This window comes from Xenorhabdus griffiniae (assembly GCF_001028135.1).
GTDB classification, from domain to species: domain Bacteria; phylum Pseudomonadota; class Gammaproteobacteria; order Enterobacterales; family Enterobacteriaceae; genus Xenorhabdus; species Xenorhabdus bakwenae.
The window spans coordinates 41,508-65,916 of sequence record NZ_LDNM01000030.1; the positions used below are offsets into that span (position 1 = coordinate 41,508).

Annotated in this window: 20 protein-coding genes and 4 pseudogenes; 20 read left to right on the forward strand and 4 right to left on the reverse strand. The window is 35.8% G+C overall.

Going from position 1 to position 24,409, the window contains the following annotated elements; all coding sequences use genetic code 11:
- Positions 1 to 2 precede the first annotated feature (2 nt).
- The gene (gene rfaL, locus AAY47_RS08040; protein ID WP_053014230.1) at positions 3 to 1,265 is read left to right on the forward strand and encodes an O-antigen ligase RfaL; all 1,263 of its coding nucleotides are present in this window, start codon (positions 3 to 5) and stop codon (positions 1,263 to 1,265) included.
- A 53-nt stretch (positions 1,266 to 1,318) separates the two neighbouring features.
- On the opposite strand, the gene AAY47_RS08045 is transcribed toward rfaL, so the two are convergent.
- On the reverse strand, positions 1,319 to 2,458 hold the full coding sequence (locus tag AAY47_RS08045; protein ID WP_053014231.1) for a glycosyltransferase: 1,140 nt from the start codon (positions 2,456 to 2,458) through the stop codon (positions 1,319 to 1,321).
- Between the two features lie 185 nt (positions 2,459 to 2,643).
- Positions 2,644 to 3,135 carry a Spy/CpxP family protein refolding chaperone gene (locus tag AAY47_RS08050; protein ID WP_047768643.1) on the reverse strand — a complete coding sequence of 164 codons (492 nt, stop codon included), beginning with the start codon at positions 3,133 to 3,135 and terminating at the stop codon, positions 2,644 to 2,646.
- Between the two features lie 152 nt (positions 3,136 to 3,287).
- Between AAY47_RS08050 and cpxR the strand changes: the two genes are divergently transcribed.
- The 4 genes and pseudogenes from cpxR to AAY47_RS08070 all read left to right on the forward strand — a co-directional run.
- A complete protein-coding gene (gene cpxR / locus AAY47_RS08055; protein ID WP_047768645.1) occupies positions 3,288 to 3,980 on the forward strand; it encodes an envelope stress response regulator transcription factor CpxR in 693 nt (230 codons plus the stop codon).
- Entirely contained in the window at positions 3,977 to 5,353 is a 1,377-nt protein-coding gene (gene cpxA / locus AAY47_RS08060; RefSeq protein WP_047768647.1) for an envelope stress sensor histidine kinase CpxA, read from the forward strand. Before cpxR ends, cpxA begins: the two co-directional genes overlap by 4 nt.
- Positions 5,354 to 6,111: 758 nt before the next feature.
- The gene (locus AAY47_RS08065) at positions 6,112 to 7,248 is read left to right on the forward strand and encodes a CDP-glycerol glycerophosphotransferase family protein (protein WP_047768649.1); all 1,137 of its coding nucleotides are present in this window, start codon (positions 6,112 to 6,114) and stop codon (positions 7,246 to 7,248) included.
- 24 nt (positions 7,249 to 7,272) lie between these two features.
- Positions 7,273 to 7,419 (forward strand): annotated as a pseudogene (locus AAY47_RS08070) (IS1 family transposase); the annotation flags it as partial.
- Between the two features lie 51 nt (positions 7,420 to 7,470).
- Here AAY47_RS08070 and AAY47_RS20545 read toward each other — a convergent pair.
- Positions 7,471 to 8,173: pseudogene (locus AAY47_RS20545) on the reverse strand (IS1 family transposase).
- Positions 8,174 to 8,617: 444 nt separating this feature from the next.
- Here AAY47_RS20545 and AAY47_RS08085 point away from each other — a divergent pair.
- The 3 genes from AAY47_RS08085 to AAY47_RS08095 are packed head-to-tail and all read left to right on the forward strand — an operon-like array spanning position 8,618 to position 11,824.
- Entirely contained in the window at positions 8,618 to 10,024 is a 1,407-nt protein-coding gene (locus tag AAY47_RS08085; RefSeq protein ID WP_255334737.1) for a flippase, read from the forward strand.
- A gap of 19 nt (positions 10,025 to 10,043) precedes the next feature.
- On the forward strand, positions 10,044 to 10,769 hold the full coding sequence (locus AAY47_RS08090) for an IspD/TarI family cytidylyltransferase (RefSeq protein WP_047768657.1): 726 nt from the start codon (positions 10,044 to 10,046) through the stop codon (positions 10,767 to 10,769).
- On the forward strand, positions 10,766 to 11,824 hold the full coding sequence (locus AAY47_RS08095) for an NAD-dependent epimerase/dehydratase family protein (protein WP_047768659.1): 1,059 nt from the start codon (positions 10,766 to 10,768) through the stop codon (positions 11,822 to 11,824). Before AAY47_RS08090 ends, AAY47_RS08095 begins: the two co-directional genes overlap by 4 nt.
- A gap of 396 nt (positions 11,825 to 12,220) precedes the next feature.
- Here AAY47_RS08095 and AAY47_RS08100 read toward each other — a convergent pair.
- Positions 12,221 to 12,439, reverse strand: a pseudogene (locus AAY47_RS08100) (transposase); the annotation flags it as partial.
- 74 nt (positions 12,440 to 12,513) lie between these two features.
- Between AAY47_RS08100 and AAY47_RS08105 the strand changes: the two are divergent.
- The 12 genes and pseudogenes from AAY47_RS08105 to AAY47_RS08155 form a co-directional block, all read left to right on the forward strand.
- The gene (locus AAY47_RS08105) at positions 12,514 to 13,467 is read left to right on the forward strand and encodes a hypothetical protein (protein ID WP_047768663.1); all 954 of its coding nucleotides are present in this window, start codon (positions 12,514 to 12,516) and stop codon (positions 13,465 to 13,467) included.
- A gap of 153 nt (positions 13,468 to 13,620) precedes the next feature.
- Positions 13,621 to 14,650, forward strand: a pseudogene (locus AAY47_RS08110) (IS630 family transposase).
- 21 nt (positions 14,651 to 14,671) lie between these two features.
- Positions 14,672 to 15,754 (forward strand): glycosyltransferase, encoded by a 1,083-nt coding sequence (locus AAY47_RS08115; protein ID WP_047768665.1) that lies wholly within the window; start codon positions 14,672 to 14,674, stop codon positions 15,752 to 15,754.
- 11 nt (positions 15,755 to 15,765) lie between these two features.
- Entirely contained in the window at positions 15,766 to 16,800 is a 1,035-nt protein-coding gene (fnlA, locus tag AAY47_RS08120; protein ID WP_047768667.1) for a UDP-N-acetylglucosamine 4,6-dehydratase/5-epimerase, read from the forward strand.
- 1 nt (position 16,801) lies between these two features.
- Complete coding sequence (gene wbjC / locus AAY47_RS08125; RefSeq protein WP_047768669.1) at positions 16,802 to 17,905, forward strand: UDP-2-acetamido-2,6-beta-L-arabino-hexul-4-ose reductase; 1,104 nt, start codon at positions 16,802 to 16,804, stop codon at positions 17,903 to 17,905.
- Positions 17,905 to 19,035, forward strand: coding sequence for a non-hydrolyzing UDP-N-acetylglucosamine 2-epimerase (wecB, locus tag AAY47_RS08130; RefSeq protein ID WP_047768671.1), 1,131 nt, complete (start codon positions 17,905 to 17,907; stop codon positions 19,033 to 19,035). The genes wbjC and wecB overlap by 1 nt, the downstream gene beginning before the upstream one ends.
- Complete coding sequence (locus tag AAY47_RS08135; protein WP_047768673.1) at positions 19,035 to 20,249, forward strand: glycosyltransferase family 4 protein; 1,215 nt, start codon at positions 19,035 to 19,037, stop codon at positions 20,247 to 20,249. Before wecB ends, AAY47_RS08135 begins: the two co-directional genes overlap by 1 nt.
- On the forward strand, positions 20,236 to 20,640 hold the full coding sequence (locus tag AAY47_RS08140) for a WbuC family cupin fold metalloprotein (protein WP_047768675.1): 405 nt from the start codon (positions 20,236 to 20,238) through the stop codon (positions 20,638 to 20,640). The genes AAY47_RS08135 and AAY47_RS08140 overlap by 14 nt, the downstream gene beginning before the upstream one ends.
- A 622-nt stretch (positions 20,641 to 21,262) precedes the next feature.
- Complete coding sequence (locus AAY47_RS23270; protein WP_369813288.1) at positions 21,263 to 21,439, forward strand: IS1 family transposase; 177 nt, start codon at positions 21,263 to 21,265, stop codon at positions 21,437 to 21,439.
- A gap of 44 nt (positions 21,440 to 21,483) precedes the next feature.
- Positions 21,484 to 22,434: a glycosyltransferase family 2 protein gene (locus AAY47_RS08145; protein WP_047768676.1), complete on the forward strand. Its 951-nt coding sequence runs from the start codon at positions 21,484 to 21,486 to the stop codon at positions 22,432 to 22,434.
- Positions 22,434 to 22,772, forward strand: coding sequence for an EamA family transporter (locus tag AAY47_RS08150; RefSeq protein ID WP_047768678.1), 339 nt, complete (start codon positions 22,434 to 22,436; stop codon positions 22,770 to 22,772). Before AAY47_RS08145 ends, AAY47_RS08150 begins: the two co-directional genes overlap by 1 nt.
- A 1-nt stretch (position 22,773) precedes the next feature.
- Positions 22,774 to 24,409: hypothetical protein (locus AAY47_RS08155; protein ID WP_047768680.1), on the forward strand; the 1,636-nt coding region annotated here is incomplete at its 3' end.

The following is a 24,409-nucleotide window of genomic DNA, read 5'->3' on the forward strand; positions in this document are numbered from 1 at the left end:
AAATGGTACAAAATACCAGCCAGAAATCCATTTTCCATTCTGGTAAGGCCATGTTTAAAGAAACTATCAAAAATCACTTGTCTTGGGGTACTTTTTTCGTCGGTGGTTACATCGCATTTGTTTATGTAACAGGCATCACGCGTTATAAAAACCTCTTCTTTGCATTGATAGCATTAATCGCACTCTATTTTCTTATTAAAAACCCCAAAGGCTGCCTCTCTGCGTTGAAGAACAATATCGTACTGGCTTTGGGAATATTAACTTTGGCTTATCTCTATTCGATTGTTATTTCACCTGATCCCATACTTAGTTTCAGTGAAATAAAAACACCTTTTTTCAGAGATGTCGTTCTCTCCAGTATCATCATTACATTAGCATTAAGTCATACGGATACACTTAAAATCCAGAAAATGATTATGGGTTCCTTTCTGCTTGGGTTGTCATTCATTACGCTGAAAGAAATGTACCTGTTTTATCTGGATTATCAGAACAATATCATGCCATTCACCAACTATAATCACCGCAGTGTGTCAGATGGCATTGTCTTCTTCTTTCCCGCACTAGTGGCTCTTTGGCATTTTCAAAAACCCCAAAATTATGTTCGCTTGGTACTGACAACGTTACTTATCTTATCCGTACTCTTTGTGTTACTGGGAACGCTTTCCAGAGGGGCATGGCTCGCCGTTTTTGTGATGTTTTTCATGATGATAATCATGAATAAAAATTGGAAAACGTTCATTGCCAGCATTGTTTTTATCTGCGCCGCCATATTTGCTATCAAATCTGATTACCTTGGTAAGGGTTCTGCTTTGACTTACAAGCTGGAGCAAACTGATAGCAGTCACCGATATAGCAATGGAACACAAGGTTCAGCACTTACCTTAATTCTGGAAAATCCTATCAAAGGCTATGGTGCTGGCAACAAGATCTATGACCAGATTTATAATGAGAGCGCTAAAAATTACCCTGATTGGACATATCAAACTTCCTTGGGGCCTCATAATATTTTCCTGACAATTTGGTTTTCTGCCGGCCTATTGGGGATAGGCGCCTTTTTATTTTTAATCTACTTTTATCTGAAACAATCGGTTCAAGAGTGGAACACAAGCACCGGCTGCAATAAGCAAGCTGGGCTAATCTTACTTATCTCTTTCTTTGGATATTTTATTGTCAGAGGGAACTTTGAAAGTGTTCATTTGAACATTTTGGGGATTTACCTTGGCTTACTGGCCGCATTGTGCTCAAAAAGATGGAATAAAGCTTAACTGCCCTGAGGGCTATTCAATTTTTTGGATAGCCCAAAATGACGCTAAAATAGTTAAAACCACTCAGCTAACGCTTTTGATAAAGACACACTGACATTACGCCAATCGTATTGGCTTATTACTGTTTCTTTGGCATGTTCAGCAACCATGTTTAAATTATCTTGCAACAACGTATCCGAAATATCTTTGGCAATGCTTTCTGGAGACAAGGGTTCTTGCAGTAAAAATCCCATACTTTCGGGGATCACAAACTCTTTTATTCCTCCTCTGGGGCTGACCAAAACGGATACACCACATGCCATTGACTCCAGGGCGACCATACAAAAGGCTTCTTCTCCCAATGAGGGAACCACCGTTAAATCAGCCAGTGGATATACTTGGTGCATCTCTGCCGGCGGTATACTCCCTGCAAGAATACAGCTATCAGCCATTTTTGCGGCTTTATCCAACACTTTTTTCCGGTAATCTTCGCGTTCGCCTTTTTTAACCGTTGTATGATCACCAATCAAAAGCAGCTTGATATTTTGATCTTTTTTGTGCAGCAAATTGACTGCATCCATGAGTTCAATAACACCTTTACCCTTATCTAATCGGCCAGCATACAAGATGACGGTTTCGTCACTTCTTAGTCCAAAACGGTCTCTTTTCCAGCTAACTCCCTGTTTATATAATTCCTTATCAATACCATTCGGAACTACTTTGATATTCTCAATCTTCGCTTCTGAACGAAAAAAATCAGCTAAAAAATGACTTGGCGTAATGAGCTTTGTTTCAGACCCTAAATCAACCACTTTATGTTTGTTATGCAGATGAAGTACCATCAGTTTTTCTGGGTAAAATTGCTTCAAAGAATTATAAAGTGCAATAGAATTTTGAATGATCAGAATCGGCCTCTCATCATCTGGACTGTGATAACGCATAACAATATCTATCACCCTTTTGGCATAAGGGTAAGGATCTAAGCGAGACCACTTTCTAAAAAAACGTTTATAGATTGCACTCGTGTGTATTCTGTGAATGGTGGCATATTCACTGATTTTCTCTACTGTTTCCTCTGTTCTTTCCCCTTTACAAATAATTAAATTATCAGCCTGACTGATTTTGGCTACGTTATAAATCCACCACTCTACTGCGGCGGCATAGTTTGGGGGAATAGAATGAAATTCAGGTGCAACAAAAACAAATTTTTTCATGAGAAAACAGTCAGTAGAAATCATTCATCGGATTAGATAAAAAAAGGCCAGTTTATGCAAGTAAACTGTAATTTATGACAAAAAAAAGCCCCTCAAGGGGGCTGAAAGACAGGGATGGTGTCTATGGCAAGGAAAATCGTTATTGCTGCTACGGCGTAACAAAAAGTCAGTTCACTTTTCGAGCGTCACATTCGTATTCGTTTTTTTAGACGATCTTTTAGCAGCTCTTTCTGCTCGGGTGTTAACAGTTGATAAACCTGATTACTAACACGCGCAATTTCTACATTCAGAGCAACATTCTTTTCGGCTATTTTTTCAAGCTGCGAACGAACCTCAGCTTCATCAAAATCCTCTGCTGTCAAAAGCGCATTCAACTTACGATGCTCAGTTCGCATATCAATCAGCGGCTGCTCATACTGATGCTGCTGTTTGACTAAATTCCACATCTGTTCACGTTGCTGTTCAGTTAACGCTATTCCACCGAAGATATAACTATAGTTATATTGACCATCCCGATGATGATTAAAATTCCTCTTATAACCATATGACATACAATATGGGTGCGGAGTGTAGGAACTAACCTCAGGAATATGATCCGTATCAGCAGTTTTAGCTAAAGCTTCCGTTGTTCCGACGACAATCATTGACGCTAAAGCCAATATTGCTATGTTACGCATTAAATTTCCTCGCTTTCTCGAACAGCAGCATTCGATTCAGTGCGGATAACTATAACCCTACGGCTGCAAACTAGCGTCAGAGCGTGTAAAAGAACGTAAAGTCATGGAATAGCGAAGTTTGTTATCGTATTTTGCTCTTGGAGGAAGAATTAATGCATAAAATCTTATTAGTTGATGATGACCGCGAGCTGACATCGCTATTAAAAGAATTGCTCGAAATGGAAGGATTCAATGTTGTCATCGCCTACGATGGCGAACAGGCTTTACAATACATAGATTCTTCAATTGACCTATTGTTGCTGGACATCATGATGCCGCGCAAGAACGGCATTGAGACGCTGAAAGAGCTACGGCAATACCATCAGACCCCCGTTATCATGTTAACGGCTCGTGGCAGCGATTTAGACCGCGTTTTGGGATTAGAACTGGGAGCGGATGACTATCTCCCCAAACCGTTTAACGATCGTGAACTGGTCGCCCGTATACGTGCCATTTTGCGCCGTTCCAACTGGAGTGAACAACAAGCTGACGTTGGAACACCGATACTGGAGATCGATAAACTGCAACTTAACCCCGGACGCCAGGAAGCCAGTTTTGGTGGTACGATTTTAGATCTCACTGGCACGGAATTCACCCTGCTTTATTTACTCGCACAACATTTGGGACAAGTTGTTTCCCGTGAACATTTAAGCCAGGAAGTATTGGGAAAACGCTTAACACCTTTTGATCGGGCTATTGATATGCATATTTCGAATCTACGCCGTAAATTACCAAACAGAACAGATGGACTACCATGGTTTAAGACATTACGCGGCCGTGGATACTTAATGGTTTCCTCAAAATGATCAATAGCTTGACGGCCCGTATATTCGCAATTTTTTGGTTCACGCTCGCACTTGTCCTGATGATCGCCTTAATGGCGCCCAAACTGGACTCACGGCAGTTAACGCCTCTTTTGGACAGTGAATATCAATTGGGAACAAAACTGGCAAAACAAGTAGAAGAAGAATTAATACACGACTCTGGGAATGACCTATTCTGGTGGCTACGTCTGGATCGCGCTATTGCCTTGTGGACTCCACCAGGCCAGCGCCTGATCCTCGTCTCCAGTGAAGGGCTTATCAGTGACATCAATACCCCGACCCACCAACAACAAGTGATCCGCAACTTTATCGGCCAATCCGATAATGCAGATCACCCTAAAAAGAAAAAATATGGCCGTTCGGAAATACTCGGCCCTTTTTCTGTCCGTGATGGAGAAGACCATTACCACCTTTACATCATTAGACCAGCAGGCAGCCCACAATCAGATTTTATTAATTTGATGTTTGACCGACCATTTTTACTACCTGCGGCCACCATGTTAATCAGTGCGCCATTACTCTTGTGGCTGTCATGGAGCCTGGCAAAACCCGCTCGTAAACTCAAAAACGCCGCCGATGACGTTGCGAAAGGCAACTTACGGCAACACCCTGAGCTGGAATCCGGCCCACAAGAGTTTTTAGCGACCGGCAGTAGTTTCAACCAGATGATCAGTGCACTGGAAAGGATGGTCACCGCCCAACAGCGGCTGATTTCCGATATCTCCCATGAACTACGTACACCACTTACCCGCTTACAATTAGCGACGGCTTTACTACGCCGCCGTCACGGTGAAAGCAAAGAGCTGGGGCGTATCGAAACAGAGACCCAACGTTTAGATGGCATGATTAATGACCTGCTAGTACTTTCCCGCAATCAACATAAGAACGAGTTACTGCGCGAGAATATCAAAGCCCACGATATATGGTCTGACATCCTGGAAAATGCGAAATTTGAAGCCGAGCAGATGAGCAAGACGCTGGATATCGTATCACCTCCCGGAAACTGGATAATTTACTGTAACCCGGCCGCACTCGGCAGCGCACTGGAAAACATCGTCCGCAATGCACTGCGTTACTCCAGCAACCATATCGCCGTTGCATTTACGGCAGATAACCAAGGCGTGACGATTAGCGTTGATGATGATGGACCAGGAGTCAGCCCAGAAGACCGCGAACATATCTTCCGCCCGTTTTATCGAACGGATGAAGCTCGGGATAGAGAGTCCGGTGGAACCGGATTAGGGTTGGCGATAGTTGAAACAGCAGTCAGCCATCATCGCGGCTGGGTGAAAGCAGAAGATAGCCCATTGGGGGGACTACGGTTGATGATTTGGCTGCCATTGCATGGAAGATAAGATAGGCGGCTTTCGCCTTGAAATTTAGTTAGTTACAAGATGTAACAATTAAAGAAAAAATCTATTATACTTGACCTCAATGCGGCGAGGGACTAATCTCGTCGCTGCTTAACACAAATTGTTGATATGTTAATTTTTGTTAAGCAGAAAATTACTTTTATATTAATTGGATAAGTCAAATTGTTACACACAACAGGCACTCTGGGAGCCGTAACCTAGTGCGGTAGCTTTGGTTACGTATGACAATTTATATTTCATAAAACTTTCTTTCCCATTTAGTATCAATCCTAAAATCAAACTCAAACTAAAACACTCAAAAATGATAGCGGCAGTGAACATTCTGAGCAGCGATACTTGACGCTAATAGGATGTTACTGCCGTTTTTAATTATATAAATAATGGAATAACAGTAAGTTAGCTACCAAATTTTGACCCCGTTTTGTGGTAGTTTTCCTTGTTTCTGGATTCATTTGGTAAGACAATTGCCTTTAAGCCTCGTTTGGGTTAACGAGGCCTCCTGTACATTTGGGAACAACTCAGAGCGCTGGTAGCTGCTAAGCCAAGAGCGGTAGCGTGTTTTTTTATAAAACTGCATTCGTGGTCGAATGCTTATTGTGTTTCAGGCTTAGTGACTGCATGAAATCTAAAATGATTTAATCCAATAAATCTCGTTTACAGATAGCGATAAGTGGATTGATATAAAGATAAAATTTCGTTTTATTAATAACTACAGTGCAAAGTTCGAGAGGAAATTCAAAATGGTGAAAGATTTACTTAAAATAGTAATTAATTATTTGCTAAAGATCATATTGCTACCTTTTTATTTATTCCCTATAAATAATAAAAGAATTGTATTTATGAGTTATTCAGGTTTGCAATATTCTTGTAATCCTAAATATATATCTGATTTCCTTAAGGACAATCATAATGATTATGAGTTAGTTTGGGTATTTAAAGAACCGGATAAATACTTTTTGGATTCCTCAATAAAAAAAGTTAAATATCTTTCAATTAGATATTTATATACTGTGATAACAAGTAAATTTTACTTTAGCAATAATGGTTTTAATCATTTCTTTTTTATCAGAAAGGGACAAAGATTTGTTCAGACCTGGCATGGCGGAGGGGCTTATAAAAAAAGAAGATCGTTAAATCAGGATAAAAACGCATTGCAGAGATTACTTGATAATGAACATGATCGTACGATAACTGATTTTATTTCTAATTCTCAATATTTTACTGACTATTTTATCAGGGACTCAGTATACAAAAATAATATTTTAAACACAGGGATGCCGAGAAATGAATTTTTGCTTAGAAATAAAACAAATGAAAAATTTATAAATAATATAAAAAATAATTTTGAAAATTCACTCGAAAAATATTATATCATTTTATACGCACCAACTTGGCGTGATGATGGTAGCATTTATGAATTTCCTGACTTTAACAAAATATTGGAAACAGTGAGAGCTAAATTTAATAAAGAACCTATTTTATTATTAAGGAGTCATCACTGTCAGGAATTAAAAAATGATTTAAGTTGCAATTTCAGTGACGTCAGAACATATCCTGATATGCAAGAGTTACTTTTAATTTCGGATATGTTAATTTCAGATTACAGTTCATCTATTTGGGATTTTTCTTTATTAGCTAAGCCATGCTTCTTGTATGCACCAGATCTTAAACACTATGAAGATATAAGGGGATTTTATACTCCTATTCGTAGTTGGGGATTTGATGTTTGCCAAACATCTGAAGAATTATATGACGCTATAAGAGGTTTTGTACCTGGGATATATAGAGAGAATATCGAAAAAATGCACCGAAGTTTCAATTCTTTTGAAAATATAAATTCAACATCTCAACTCTTAAGTAAGTTAGGAATTAATTAGATGTCTACTATTAAGTTAATGCTTGTATTTATACAACGTATTGAGCGTGAAAATCTGACCCTGCGTAATCGCACTAAGCGATTAAACCGGAAAACGTTGGGTTATTTAAAATCCCCTGAAATGCATGACAAAATTATTGGCACTTTCATTGAAAGAAAATATTACGTTTAAGGCCAATCAACACTTTGAATACACTACCCTTCCGTTGGTCATGCTCCCAATTTATTGATAGTGGTGAATGTTCAGATAATGCCCAATAATTCGATCATGCATTTCAATGGATTTTAAAAAAGATAATGTTTTGCGGGTTAATCTTGCCAAATGCTGGCGAAGGTTCAGGTTATGTCTCTCTATACGTTGAGTATAACGTTTGCTGACCACATGGAGTTTCCCGATTAACGCTTTCTCATAGCTTTTCCAGCCATCGGTCATGTAGATCACAATCTTGAAAGGAGCAAGTAACGCCAGCAGGCGCATCAATGTTTTCTTTGTTCTTGGGCCAAAAACATGAGCGATCACCTTGCGTTTTATCCTGTCGTAGGCATAAAAGAGCCAACTAGGTTGACTCTTTGATTTCACATATGACCACTGTTCATCCATTTCGCAACAGACAATGACTTCGGAGCCGGGAATAATGACTTCCGTGACGGATTTCGGTCTTAGCTTTTTAAGTGGCGAAGTACAGTATTCAGGCCAATCCCCATGACACGTGCTGTAGCCCGACATCCCATGCCATTCATCGCCATATCGACAATTTGCTTATGTGTACCAGGGCGACAGGCGGTATAAGTAAATTCCAGTTGCCAAGACAAGAATGGCGGCAGGATAGGCAAAGATAACGTTGATGACCTGAGCGGGAACGCCCATTTCGATGAATTCCTTTCACTGCACAACAAGATGGGCAGGCCACATCAATCTTTGCCATCGGAATGTTCTCCAAATAGGCATACTATACACGACTCAATAAATTAATGTCATGACCGGGGGTTTGAATTATATGGAATTAAACCATTTGGTAATTTAATTGAATTTGTCTCAATATTGGATGCAAATAAAACAAATAAAACAAATAAATTATTTTATATTAACTCAGCTTACGTGCAATTGCTTTTAGTTTATGGGAAATTATTTATTTCCTGGTAATGCTTGCCTATACTAAAATTGGTAAAGATATTATTAAACGAAATGACAACTACTTTGGTGTTGTTTTGATATTTATTTTTATTCACTCAATGACTGATCCACAGTTAATGTCGCCAGAGTTCAATCCTTTCCTATTATGCCTGGGTTATTATGGATTAGGTCAGTATAAAGATAATTTATTTAAATAAAAATCATGAGAATAAGAACGTTAAAATTTAATTTTGCAATGAACATGCTTCTAACGGTTTCGAACTTTTTGTTTCCGTTGATTACTTTTCCTTATGTATCGCGTGTTCTGAGCCCGGTTGGTACAGGCAAGGTAGCTTTCGCCTATTCTATTGTATCTTACTTCACAATTTTGGCTGCATTTGGAGTGACAAATTATGGCATTCGGGCTTGTGCCCAAGTGAGAGATGACAAGGAAAAACTCTCCAAAACAGTTCAAGAAATTCTAGCTATTAATATTTTTTTGATGGTGATAGTCTATGCTCTCTATTTAACAGGAGTTTATTTTGTTCCAGAGTTGAATGTTGAGAAAGAGTTGTTTCTTATTTCTGGTGTAAATATTTTATTTACAATTGTTGGTGTCGAATGGCTATATAAAGGTGTTGAACAATACTTTTATATTACAATTCGCTCTATTATTTTTAAATTAATTGCATTTTTTCTTATTTTTACTTTTATTAAATCACCCGAAGATTATAGCATATATGCATTTATTATCATTTTTGCCACTGTAGGTTCAGGTGTTGTTAATTTATATAATTTAAAAAATATAATTCATATTAAACGTTATGCAAAATATGACCTTAAAAAGCATATTAAGCCAATGGCCATATTTTTTATAATCACTATAGCTGTAGCTTTTTACGTGCATGTCAGCGTTGCTTTGTTAGGTTTTATGCAAGGTAATGAGGAAGTGGGGTATTATAGTGCTGCTTATCGTATAAAAGACGTAATGGTGAGTATTATTACCTCGCTTGGAGCTGTGCTTTTATCTCGTTTAAGCTATTACGTCGAAAATAATATGCAAGATAAATTCAATGACGTAATAGAAAAATCTATGCAGTTTATATTTATAATGTCACTGCCTCTTGTGGTATTTTGTATACTTTTTGCAAAGTCAGCAGTGCTAATTCTGGTCGGTTCAGCCTATGAAGGTTCTGTTGTACCACTCCAAGTCCTTTCTGTTATTATATTTATTGTCGGCATATCTAATTTAACGGGAATCCAAATGTTGATCCCGTTAAAACAAGAAAAATACCTCTGCTATTCTGTTGTTTGGGCCGCCATTATTAATATGGCATTGAATATAGTACTCATTCCCCGCTTAGGTGCTGTGGGGACTGCAATTTCAGTTGCAATTGCTGAGCTTAGCATTCTTTTAATTCAGATTTATGTTTTAAGAAAGTTTAGCTACATACTTTTTGGCAAAATTAATTATATTAAGCTGATAATAAGTCTGGGTTTGGCTAGCATATTTTCTATATGTTTAAATAATTATCTCCAGTATAGCGAGGTGATTGTTTTCTTGATAAGCGCTAGTATGTTTTTCATCTGTTATTTCTTAATGCTGCTGATTATGAAGGAAATGTTTATCTTATCGGTACTAAATCAAATAAAAAAAAGTTAATAAAAAATTAGGAGATTATATGAATCACGCAGTTATTTTTGCCGGTGGAACTGGATCTCGCATGAATTCGAGGAACCTGCCAAAACAATTTTTAAAAATCTATGGAAAACCAGTTATTATTCATACCTTAGAAGTTTTTGAAAATTGCGATGCTATTGATAACATTGTCGTTGTAATTATTAAAGGTTGGGAAGATTATCTAAAGAAACTGCTTGAACAATATCGCATTACTAAGGTCAAAAAGGTCGTTTCTGGGGGCGAAACTGGGCAACAGTCTATTTACAATGGGCTGGGAGAATTAGATGACGGGGTAGTGTTGGTACATGACGGTGTTCGTCCGTTTATTACAAGTAAGCTAATTAAAGAAAATATTGCTGTTGCTCAAACTAAAAAAATTGCAATTACTTGTGTAAAGGCAAAAGAAACATTAGTGTCCGTTGAAGATAATAAAATCAATGGAGTGTTAAAACGCGAAGTATCTTACATAGCCAGAGCGCCTCAGGCTTTCGATCTTAAATTATTAAAATCTGCTCATCACAAGGCAATTGTAGACAATGATTTTTCGTTTGTAGATTCTTGTGCCATTGTGAAGCATTATTTCCCTGAATCTGATTTCCACATCGTAGAATGTGGTTCTGAAAATATTAAAATTACAACTCAGGAAGATTTTTATCTGGCAAAAGCGATGTTTTCCTTAGAAGAAGATGAACAACTTTATGGTTTCAAGCGTGAGAATGAAAAATGATTAGAGACACCATTTTATTAGAAGACCTTGAATTTATTGCAGCTAAAATTTTTAAAAGTGGCCATTTCTCGAATTCTTCCGTACTGGTGACAGGGGCTACAGGCTTAGTAGGGTCATTTCTTGTTAAAAGCATGCTATATGCTAATAAAGCTTTAGGCACAAATATCAACGTGCTGGCAAGTGTTCGTAATACAGAGAAAGCCAGGAACACCTTCACAGACTTCATATCCGATACCAATCTGGAATTTGTGACTGCGAACTTACTGGAGCCGATTAATCTTGAGCAGAAAGTTGATTTCATTGTCCATACGGCAAGTATTACTGCATCCAAAGAGATGGTTGAGAATCCTACGGGCGTGCTGTTCACAGCATTTGAAAGCACTAAAAACCTTCTTGACTATGTTAAAGCTCATCCTCACTGTAAAATGGTCTACATATCATCAATGGAATACTATGGACAGGTTACTGATGAGTTTAGCAATGTAACGGAAGATAAACTAGGTTACATCGATTTGAACAAACCGAGAAGCTGCTACCCTGAGAGTAAGCGAGTGTGTGAATCTTTATGTAATGCTTATGCCGCGCAGTATGATCTTAGCGTGTGCAGCGCAAGATTAGCTCAAACATTTGGGGCTGGAGTTCCCTTTTCTGATAATCGCGTATTTGCTCAGTTTGCGAAGAGCGCGCTCAATGACACCAATATTGTCCTGCATACAACAGGAGAGTCTGAAGGGAATTATTGTTATACCGCAGATGCTGTCTATGCAATCTTCTTACTGTTATTTAAAGGCGAGAAAGGACAAAGCTATAATGTTGCGCATAATCATAGCACCATCATTAATATGGCGAGATTGGTTAATGAAAAATTAGCAGACAATAAAATTAAAGTTGAAGTGAGAATTCCTGAAGATTTGAGTAATTATGGCTACGCTCCCACAGTTAAATTAAAGCTAAATTCAGATAAATTGCGAGACCTGGGTTGGGAACCATCAATGGATCTCGAAAATATGTTTAGAAGAATGTGTGAAAGTTGGAAATTAGAAAGCACAGAGTAAAATGGCGATTGAATTTAAATATAATTACATTCTTGCATGTTTATATTTAAACTAATATCACTTAATTTATTTTCAATAAAAGTTATGTTCGTGAATGTTTATTTCATTGATATTATGATGATTCGCATTAATTTTAAGTCTGAAGGCTATTGATTGTATGAAGGTTTATATCGTGAGTCACAGGGAATATACATTCCCTAACGATGATGGATTTTTACCTATAAAGGTAGGTAAGCGTGTTGAAAAGATAGGCAATCATTATGTTGAAGATTGCAGTAATAACCTGAACTTCGTTTAAGAAAGGAAGGGAAAAATGAACTAAGTGCCGGAGGCACGATCAAAGTTTTTGCTTAGAAAATAAAATCGTGGAGATCCCCAGGCTATGGTTACTTTACCTCAGTTTTGTTTAAGCACCGCAATTTCATGGGTACGTAAACCTAAGCTCGGCTTTTTCGGCTGGAAGGTATAAGCAATGAGTCCTGATACAACCTCCAGTAAAAAGCCGACTACGCTCCCGTGCCTTGAATGTTCTATCTGAGAAATATTTTTCAATTGGTCATTGACGGTCTCTAGCAAAAAACGTTTTCTTAACATAGCCTTGTCCCAAAGCGATAAAAATTTGATCGTGCCTCCGGCACTTAGTTCATTTTTCCTTTCCTTTCTTAAACGAAATTCAGGTTAAATAACACATGACATTCAGAAACAAAAAAATTTATTTTATTAGTGTTGCATTAAGTTGCATAATCGTTTTTACACTATCTTCAATTCTTCTTCCTTACTATATTAATGGAGACCAATATCATTATATTTTATGGTATAAAGAAATAAAAAGACTTGACTTCCCATCTAGCTATGCTTATTACTCTGAAGTATTAAATAAATATGAAGTAGTCTACTTTTTTTATATTAAACTAACAAGCTACTTGCTATCAAAAGAATTATCCATTTCTTTAGCAAACACTGTGTTGGCATTTTCATTTTTAAGATATTCTAAATCAATAAATTTACACCCTATATTAGCAATTTTTCTTGTCACTACAACTTATTACTTTTTAATATTATATTTATCTGCAGAAAGGCTCAAATTCGGTTTTATATTCTTTTTTTTATATTTTTCATTTCTGTTTGAATCAAATAAAAAAAACATATTACTAATGGCATTATCTATTGTTGGTCATTTACAAATGTTAATTATTTATATTACAATGTACTTGACTTCATTCATTAAAAAAATCACATCATTGAAAGTCTCAAAATTAGAACTCATCGCAATCACATTAATTGTTGTTTTTTTTATATTTTCATGGGATTTTTTAATAATCAAACTAAATGCATACTATAATCAAGGAGAAAATGATTATGGTAATATTTGGAAGTTTTTTATTTTATGGTTATTATCTATATATTGCACAAGAAAAATTAATTTAAATTATCTGCTTATAACAATAATATTGATAATATTCGATTTGATTGCGGGAGCAAATAGAATATTTATATTCCATTTCTTTATATATCTTTATTATTCATCTCAACGGAATAAAGGTTTAAATATACCAACATTATTAATTGTTTTTTATTTTACCATTCAGTCTATGGAATTTATAGATAAAACTTTACAATATGGTAATGGTTTTTATAAATAAGCTATATGGACACCAACTAAATTCAAGTTGATGAATAAATTTTCTGACAAAGGTAATCACAAACATATATTCGGCGGTCATATCTCCAATAATTATACCTGTCGTCATTGAAGATAATTGATTTTTTATCCCAATCAGATCATGCTAGCGACCATGAAAATTCATCTGACAGAAGACCAAAAAAAGCCCTCAAATTGATGCATGATACGACTCGTGATAGCCGAATATATGACCGCATCAAGGCCGTGCTTTTGGCATCAGAAGGCTGGACTGCTCAGGTGATTGCTCAGATCTTGCGGATTAATGAAAGTACGGTGAGCCATCATCTGAAAAAGCACTTCTCTCAGGAAAAGCTCTCCTCTGAAAACGGGGGTTCTGAAAGCCGTTTGCCGAACAACCCACAGAATTGGTTGAGTATCTGACGGCAAATTTGATGCACACCACGGCGCAAATTGTGGCCTATGTCTGGGCACGGGGGCAGGTTACTTTCACCGTCGCAGGGATGATGAAATGGCTTCACCGTCATGGATTCAGTTATAAAAAGCCGATGTGCGTTCCTTATAAATTCGATGCAGGTAAACAGCAACAATTTATTGGTGACGACAACGCACTGAAAAACAAAATAGGTGAAAATGAGCCGACTCTGTTTATTGATACCGTACATCCTTCACGATCCACCAAATTAAGCTACGGCTGGATGAAATCCGGGAAGAAACCTGTCCAAATGGTCGAAACCACGGGCGGGCAAACCCGCCTAAACGTGATTGGAGCTCTCAATTTAACGCGGATTGAAAATACCATGATTCGTGAATATTCGAGTATTAACGCTAAAAGTGTCGTCTTTTTTAGCTCAATACGGGAAACCTACAGCTTTCGCAAAAAAATTCACATTATTCTGGATGGAGCCGGTTACCATCGCTCTGAAATAGTGCAATTTTTCGCAGAAGTCCTGAATATTGAGTTGCATTATTTGCCGCCTTATAGCCCGAATCTCAATCCCATTGAGCGATTATGGAAATACGTGAACGAACAAGTGCGAAATAACGTCTATTTCCCGGATGCGAAAACCTTCCGTGAAACACTTCATCATTTTTTTCATGTTACATTACCAGAAAAAGCACAGGAATTGACTATCCGACTGACAGATAGTTTCCAGACTTTAATTCCTGCATCTTCAAGTTAATTGCGTATAATAGCGAAATTTATGAATAAAAAGATTTTAGTTAACGCTACAGCTCTTTCAACTGGCGGAGCTTTGACTATACTGAAACAATTCTTAGAAGGTACTAAATTTTCTAGCCGAGAGTTTATATGCTATGTTCCTGACGATATTGATTTTGATGATTATAAAAATGTACAATTAATCAAAGTAAAAAAAATGGGATGGTTGAAAAGAATCCTATGGGATTCATATATCTTACCTAAAACCATTAAGCATCAATCTATACTTTTTAGTGATATCATCTCATTACAGAACACAAGTATAAATGTAAAAGAAAGGCAAATCATTTATCTTCATCAATCTATACCATTTAGCAATATAAATTTTTTAAATCGTCATAGTTTCTCATTTAAGTTCTTTCTGTACAAGATTTTTTATAGTTATTTTATATTTAGATATGTAAAGAAAGAAACTATATTTGTTGTTCAAACAAATTGGATGGCACTAGCGTTACAAAAAAATAATAAGGTCAAATTAAATAACATTCATGTAATGAGACCAGATTTTATTCTTCCTAAAAAAAGAAGACTCTTATGTAAAGAAGATGATCAAAGCGATTGTTTTCGATTGTTATATCCCGCAACACCTATGACATACAAAAACCATTTAGTAATACTTAAAGCATTAGCTATTTTACCTATTGAAAACTTTAAGTTTCAAGTCACTTTTAATAAAGGAAAGTACCTAAAGTTTGACAAATTAGTTAGCCAACTAGGACTTTCAGGAAAAGTTGAGTATTTAGGCTATGTTGATTATGAATCTCTGATAAACTACTATGCTCTATCAGATGTTGTCTTATTCCCTAGCTATCTCGAAACATTTGGTATGCCTCTTTTAGAGGCTGCATCATTAGGAAAAAAGATAATTTGTAGTGATTTACCCTATGCTAGAGAAGTTCTAGTTAATTATAATGGCGTATCATTTGCTATATTTGATAATGAAAATGATTGGTGTAGAAAAATATTAAATGAATATAGCTTAAAGATTAATGATGTTTGCTCTCCTATTTTAAATATACCCAAAGAAAAAACTAGTAGTTGGAAAAACTTTTTTGATTTGTTGTAAGAGATTATTATATGTTCAAAAATAAAATATTGTTAATAACTGGTGGTACAGGTTCCTTTGGAAATGCAGTATTAAGAAGGTTTCTAAATACGAATATTAAAGAGATTCGTATTTTTTCTCGTGATGAGAAAAAACAAGATGATATGCGTAAGAAATATCATAACTCTAAGTTAAAGTTTTATATTGGTGATGTCCGCGACTACTCCAGTATACTTAACGCTACACGTGGAGTTGACTATATTTACCATGCAGCAGCTCTTAAACAAGTTCCTTCTTGTGAATTCCATCCAATGGAAGCAGTAAAGACGAATGTTCTTGGTACTGAAAATGTTCTTGAAGCGGCAATAGTAAATGAAGTTAAACGCGTTGTTTGCCTCAGTACTGATAAAGCTGTTTATCCTATTAATGCCATGGGAATTTCTAAGGCCATGATGGAAAAAGTGATGGTTGCCAAATCACGTAACTTAAACAGCAGCAAAACTATCATTTGTGGCACTCGCTATGGAAATGTGATGGCATCACGTGGTTCTGTGATTCCTTTATTTGTCGACTTGATTCGTTCTGGAACGCCTCTGACAATAACAGATCCTAATATGACGCGTTTTATGATGACACTTGAAGATGCAGTGGATCTAGTACTATACGCCTTCGAACATGGAAGCAATGGTGATATTTTTGTTCAAAAAGCACCAGCAGCTACAATTGAAACATTGGCAATCGCATTAAAAGACTTATTGAACGTTAACGAACATCCAATCAATATTATTGGTACACGTCACGGTGAAAAATTATATGAAGCACTTCTCAGTAGAGAAGAAATGATTGCCGCAGAGGATATGGGTGACTACTATCGAGTTCCACCAGATCTGCGTGATCTTAACTATGGTAAATATGTTGAACATGGTGACAAGCGTATTTCAGAGGTCAAAGATTATAATTCGCATAATACACAGCGCTTGGATACTGAATGTATGAAAAAATTGCTTCTTAAATTATCATTCATCCGTGCTTTGTGTGCTGGTGAAGAATACGAACTGGACGCATGATATGAAAATACTTATCACTGGCACTCAAGGATTTATAGGTAGCAACCTCTGCTTGCGTCTTGAAGAAGCTGGTTTTACAGACCTAATAAAAATTGATCGTAATACCTCTGAACAAGACCTTATCTCAGGTTTACAAAAAGCCGAATTTATCTTCCATTTGGCCGGGAGTAATCGACCGAAAAATGAAACAGAATTCACTGAAGTCAACAGCAAGTTAACAAAAAAGATTGTTAATTACCTCGCCAAGAAAAATATAAAAACGCCCATTATGCTGAGTTCTTCAACACAAGCTGAATGGGATAATGCCTATGGCATAAGTAAAGCAGAAGCAGAGAAATGGGTAGAAGAGTATGGCGAAACTAATAATATAGATTATTATATTTATCGCTTCCCTAATGTATTTGGTAAATGGTGTCGGCCAAATTACAATTCATTCGTGGCTACTTTCTGCTATAATATTGCAAACAATTTGGACATTACGATTAATGATCCCTTAACAACAGTAACATTAATTTACATTGATGATCTTTGTTCCGAATTAATTAATTTATTACAGAAAAAATATCACAGAGGTTATCTGAAGATTACGCCAGAATATAATACAACAATCGGAGAAGTTTCAGATCTTATTTATCGTTTTAAAAATAGCCGTAATACGTTGATTACTGAAAATGTAGGGACGGGATTTACCAGAGCCTTATATTCAACTTGGTTAAGTTATTTACGACCAGAACAATTTAGCTATCAGATTCCAATATATGGTGATACAAGAGGTTTTTTCTGTGAAATGCTTAAAACTCCTTCAACAGGCCAATTTTCATTTTTTACCGCATATCCGGGTATTACCAGAGGCGGACATTATCATCACACTAAAAATGAGAAATTTTTAGTCATCAAAGGCCAGGCCAAGTTTAAATTTAAACATGTCATTACTGGTGAAAAATATGAACTTAATGTTTCTCATGAAAATTATGAAATAGTTGAAACTGTTCCTGGTTGGTCACACGATATTACTAATATCGGTGATGATGAAATGATAGTTATTCTTTGGGCAAATGAAATATTCGATCGAAAATCTCCAGATACAATAGCGAAGTCATTATAATGAAAAAATTTAAAGTAATGTCTGTGGTTGGAACTCGTCCTGAAATTATTCGTCTCTCACGTGTACTAGCAAAACTAGATCAATATTGTGAGCATATTCTTGTACATACGGGACAAAATTACGATTTTGAACTAAATGAAGTATTCTTCAATGATCTTGGTGTACGTAAACCGGATTATTTCCTTAATGCAGCAGGAAAGAATGCGGCTGAAACAATTGGTCAAGTAATTATTAAAATTGATGAAGTTTTGCAAACTGAAAAACCTGAAGCAATGCTTATCCTTGGCGATACTAATTCCTGTATATCTGCTCTACCAGCTAAAAGAAGAAAAATACCTATTTTTCATATGGAAGCAGGTAATCGCTGCTTTGATCAGCGAGTTCCCGAAGAGATTAATCGCCGCATAGTTGATCATACAGCAGATATTAACCTCACTTATAGCGATATTGCTCGCGATTATTTATTAGCAGAAGGCATTCCTGCCGACCGAGTAATTAAAACCGGAAGCCCTATGTTTGAAGTGCTTTCACATTATATGCCACAAATTGACAACTCAGATATATTAAATAGACTAAATCTTCGCAATGGGAATTTTTTTGTTGTTAGCATCCACCGTGAAGAAAATGTTGATTCTCCACGACAGCTCACTAAATTTTCCCAGCTTATTAATATAATTGCTGAAAAATATAATTTACCTGTAATTGTTTCCACACATCCACGTACACGTAATCGTATCAACGATTACGGTATAGAATTTCATCCAAATATTCAGTTATTAAAACCACTTGGATTTCACGACTATAATCATTTACAAAAACATGCTCGTGCAGTGTTATCTGATAGTGGTACGATAACTGAAGAGTCTTCGATTATGAACTTCCCAGCACTAAATATTCGCGAAGCTCATGAACGCCCTGAAGGTTTTGAGGAAGCATCAGTGATGATGGTTGGTTTAGAATGCGATCGTGTTTTACAAGCATTGGCTATTCTTGAATCACAGTCTCGCGGAGAGGAACGCCTGCTGCGCCAAGTTTATGATTATAGTATGCCTAATGTTTCTGATAAGGTTGTCAGAATAGTTCATTCCTACACAGATTATGTTAAGCGAGTTGTCTGGAAAGAATATTAATGAATCTTGTTTTAATCATTGATGATTATTTACCTTATAGTACTCGCATCGGAGCTAAAATGTTTCATGAACTAGCAGTTGAACTACGCTCCAGAGGACATAATATTACTGTTATCACGCCAGATTTTCGGCAGAAACAAGAAATAAGCATCGTCACGTTAGATGGAATTACTATCTGGCGTTTTAGAAATGGCCCTATCAAGGATATTAGTAGATTTTTCCGGGCTATAAATGAAACACTACTTTCTTATCGAGCTTGGAAAGCTATTCGTCACTTAGTTAATGAAAACACTTTTGATGGTATTATTTACTACTCTCCCTCTATTTTTTGGGGAAGTTTAGTTCGCAAGTTGAAAAAACGTTGTCATTGTCCCGCATACTTAATTCTCCGTGATTTATTCCCTCAATGGATTATTGATGCAGGAATGTTGAAACAAGGATCGATGATAGCAAAATACTTCCGTATCTTTGAACATTTTTCTTACAATCAAGCTAATCGCATTGGCTTAATGTCTGAAAAAAATCTTGAAGTGTTCCTTTCAGTAAATCAAGGTCATACTTGTGAAATATTGAGAAATTGGGCTAGTCCTACTCCTCTATTTCAGAACGGAAAAGATTATATCTCTATTCGTGATCGCCTTAAACTTCAAGGTAAAATTGTATTCTTTTATGGTGGAAATATTGGCCATGCTCAAGATATGGCTAATTTGATGCGTCTGACTCGTAATATGCAGTGTCATGAGCAAGCTCATTTTCTTTTTATTGGCCAAGGAGAAGAAGTTGAATTGATTAAATCTCTCGCAGAAGAATGGAAGTTAAGAAACTTCAGCTACTTACCATCAGTAAATCAGCAGGAGTTTAAATATATCCTCAAAGAAGTTGATATAGGCCTGTTTTCTCTTTCAGCATATCATTCCTCCCATAATTTTCCTGGAAAATTACTAGGATACATGACAGAGGCTTTACCTATTCTTGGCAGCGTGAATGCAGGTAATGATCTCTTAGAAGTAATAAACAGTAACGAAGCGGGGTTCATTCATATTAATGGTGAGGATGACGAGCTTTTCGCTTCTGCACAAAACCTATTTCTGGATAAGGAATTACGGAAAAAACTAGGGAGTAGGGCTCACCAACTTCTAAAAGAACAATTCTCTGTCACATCTGCTGCACAACTCATTGAAATTATATTAAAGGCTGAAAATGCTGTTAATTGACAATGTCCTGTTGCAAAAAATATATGATGAAGCACATCTTTCTGACCGCAAGCGTTCTCATTATTTATTACATACTTCTCATCAAGAAAAGGTTCAACGATTACTTATTGCAATGGTTGAAGGAAGTTATGTTGAACCTCACTATCATGAGCTAGCCAACCAGTGGGAAATGTTTGTCGTTATGGAAGGCAAGGTTAAAGTGTGTTTATACGGAACTGATGGAAAAATCAACCAAACTTTCATTGTTGGCCCTGATACACCGGTATCCGTGGTTGAGTTTGCTCCTAAGGATATACATAGCGTTGAATGCATTTCATCCAAAGCATTAATGATGGAGATTAAAGAAGGCCCTTTTGATCCAAACTATGCAAAAGTTTTTCCACTCTGGTGATAAAACAGCAAAGCAATGGGTTTACGAAATGTAGGCTTTTTGTTTTTCGGGAATGTCAAAATGTATATTTGTTAAGGTAGTCTGCGGCATGATGATAAGACATAATTGGTTTTTGGCGAAAATAATTACACCAAATCATCATGCTGCCTAATAATTACTGGTTGCTCTCACTTCTGTGCGGCGATTCCTATCTAATGCCGAACACGTTTATTTCATTCTTCGTAGCTCCAGAGAACCGGATATAACGCATAAAAAAGAAATATAAGACCTCTATGGACATTTGTTTTGAAGTCTGCGACTCCGATTTGAGCGGCACCTGAATTATTGTAATATCGTTCAGGCTCTCAATATTGGCTGTTTCACTATCTATGGCATCATCAGCAGCTTTATTCCTGAGCTTTCTCGTAAAACCGAAAGATAAAACAAAGCTAAGCCCAAGTGCTACTGATTGAAGGCTGGGGTTCTAGCATGCCTGACGCGCGCAAAACATTTTGTACTCGGGCCGAATGTTGCACCAGAGAAATCGAACCAAGAAAGTATCTTAGTAGACAAAATCTTACCCAACGCATAACGCATAACGCATAACGCAGCAAAATCTCAATTTGCTCATCTATTTCAAGCGATTGGCAAGAAGAACAATTCGTTCTCACATTCAATAGAAATTCATAAAAAATTCACTGGCTCATATATTGAAAAACATCATTACAATCCTTTGAAAGCTATGACCCATTGTTTATTTACATATCACCTTATTCTACATTTCACATACTCAATAGATGATAGATTGGTATTGAAATAATAAACCAATCAAAAACATAATCGTTAATAATAAAGGAACCAAGAATGAAGGTTGCAGTCGTGATTCCATCATACAAGGTGAAGAAACACATATTAGATGTTATCACCAACATAGGATCTAGGGTTGAAAAAATATATGTTGTTGATGATTATTGCCCTGATTTATCAGGCAAGTTTGTTGAAAGGAATTGTAAAGATCCACGAGTTATCGTTCTCTATAATAAGGAAAACTTAGGTGTTGGTGGCGCAGTGATGCATGGATATTCTCGTGCCTTGATCGATGGTATGGATATAGTTGTAAAAATAGACGGCGACGGTCAAATGGATCCGTCATTAATACCTAATTTCATAGCCCCAATAATTGCAGGAGAGGCTGATTATACTAAAGGTAACCGTTTCTTTAATCTAGAAAAAATAACAACAATGCCAAAAATAAGACTATTTGGCAATGCAATCCTTTCATTTATGACAAAAATATCTTCCGGCTATTGGAACTTATTCGATCCAACAAACGGTTACACAGCAATCCATTGTGATGTGGTCGCTCATCTTCCTTTAAAGAAAATAAGCAACCGTTATTTCTTCGAATCAGATATTCTTTTTAGATTAAACACTCTTAAAGCTGTTGTTGTAGATATTCCCATGAATGCGAAATACGAAGACGAAGAAAGCAACTTAAAAATATCAAAGATTATTGGGGATTTTTTATTTAAACATACTCGAAATTTTTTTAAGCGTATTTTTTATAATTACTATCTTAGAGATATGTCATTAGCATCTCTTGAACTACCTATCGGTTTAAGCTTTTTTATATTTGGTGTAGTCACTGGTGTAATAACCTGGGTTCATACAATGGACTCTGGGATTCCCGCGACATCTGGAACTGTGATGCTATCCGGATTACCAATCATATTAGGGCTACAGCTTATACTGGCTTTCATTGGCCATGATGTAGATAATGTTCCTAAGAGGCCATTCCATAATAGGTATAAATAATGTTTTATTTTGTTGCTATAATTTGTGTAGTTGGAATTGCCGTTGGACAAGTTTTATTCAAACTAACTTCCATTGCTTTACACAAAACAGGAAGCTTGTTTGCTACAGAAACATTAATAATGTTGTTTTCTGCATTTACTCTTTATGGTATGACAACAATAGCATGGATATGGGTTTTACAAAAAATTGAGTTAGGTAAAGCATACCCTTTGATGGCTTTAGCATTTATAATCGTACCAATTGGAAGTTATCTATTTCTTGATGAAAAATTTAACACTCAATATATAATAGGCGTATTATTTATATGTATCGGAATTATTCTTTCTGTGAGATCATAAAATGACAGAGTTACTCAAATTATTATATTTAGCATTTGCAATTATGTCATTTTCTTATTTTTTAATTAACAAATTAAAAATTGACTTATATAAGGCGCCATTATTAACTTTTAGTATAATTATAATCTGGTGTTATTTTTTTGGAATTATTGGTTTTTTATCCATAGGTGTTTTATCTATATCAATAATTATGATATTACTTGGTGTTATTTCTTTTTATAAGAAAAGGAACAAAAAAAAACAATCTTTAGATAGAAATTTTTACTTAAATATATTTATTGTTATTATATTACTGTCAGCCCCATCCTTTCTTATTTCTGAGAACTTTCTCTTTACTGGCTGGGATGAGTTTTCATATTGGGCATTTAGTATAAAAACCATTTTTGATTCAAACTTTTTTTATACTTTAGATACTCCTATCTATAAAAAATTTAAAACGTATCCACCAGGTCAGCAAACTCTTCAATATTTCTTTTTATATTTTAAAGGTTGGTCAGAACCATTTATCTTAGCTATACAGCAAGCTTTTACTATATCATGTTTTTCATTTATAGCATCTTGTTTTTCTAAAAAGAAAATCATATCAATTTTATACATCTCATTATTAATACTGGTTTTCTACTCATTTAGATATGATCTATCCCATATTTATGTTGATGGACTCCTTGGAGCTTATTTTGCATCTGCATTATCCTTCGCGATAACATCTAAAAAAAACACCAATAACTTTATAATATTATTAGTTTTATTACTCACCTTACCACTTATTAAACAAGTGGGTTTAGTATTTGCATTTTTTATAGCCGGACTTTACTCTATAAGATGTTACATAAATTCAAGCGAACGCAAATTAGCCAGGAAATTATCTGATTCATTTTTATATTTTTTAGTTTCAATTGTCATTGTAACAATAGGATATAAATCATGGTCATTTTATATCTCAATCCATGAAATCTCTGTTGACACTATTGTGCCATCATTAACTGAGTATATGAGGCATCCATTAGTTGATAGATTTGGTGCTACAGTAAATGCCCTATTAGAAAGAGTTTTTCGAACAAATTTCTTTGTTTTATCATCAAAGGAATTAAATCTATCCCTATTTGGAATAACATTACTTTGTGTGTTTTTTAATTTATCAAGCCTATTTTTATTGTTGATAAACAGAAAACTTACTGTTCTAATTGACAATTTCATTAGTTTAATTTACTCATTTATATGTTCTATTGCTTACGTTGTATTTCTTTTCTTTTGTTATTTGGTGTTTTTCTCAGAATATGAAGGAGTTAGGTTAGCTTCATTTGAGAGATACGCAGCATCTTACTATTTTGCCTGGCTATCTGTATCCATGATAATGTATTTTTCACTAATGAAAAATGAAAAATTAAAATTAACTACCATATTAACGACAATTGTTATTTTAGCATTTTTTTCATCTAGCCAAATTAGAAAAGACATTGAGGGAATATCACCTGATAAAAAATTACTTGAATCGAGATTGCAAGTTCAAAAATATGTTGATGAACTTAAACCCATGATGTCTAGTAACGATAAATCTTATTTCATAATTCAAAATTCAACTGGTTTCGAAAAATACATATATAATTATCTCATGTCACCCTTTCATACATCATGGT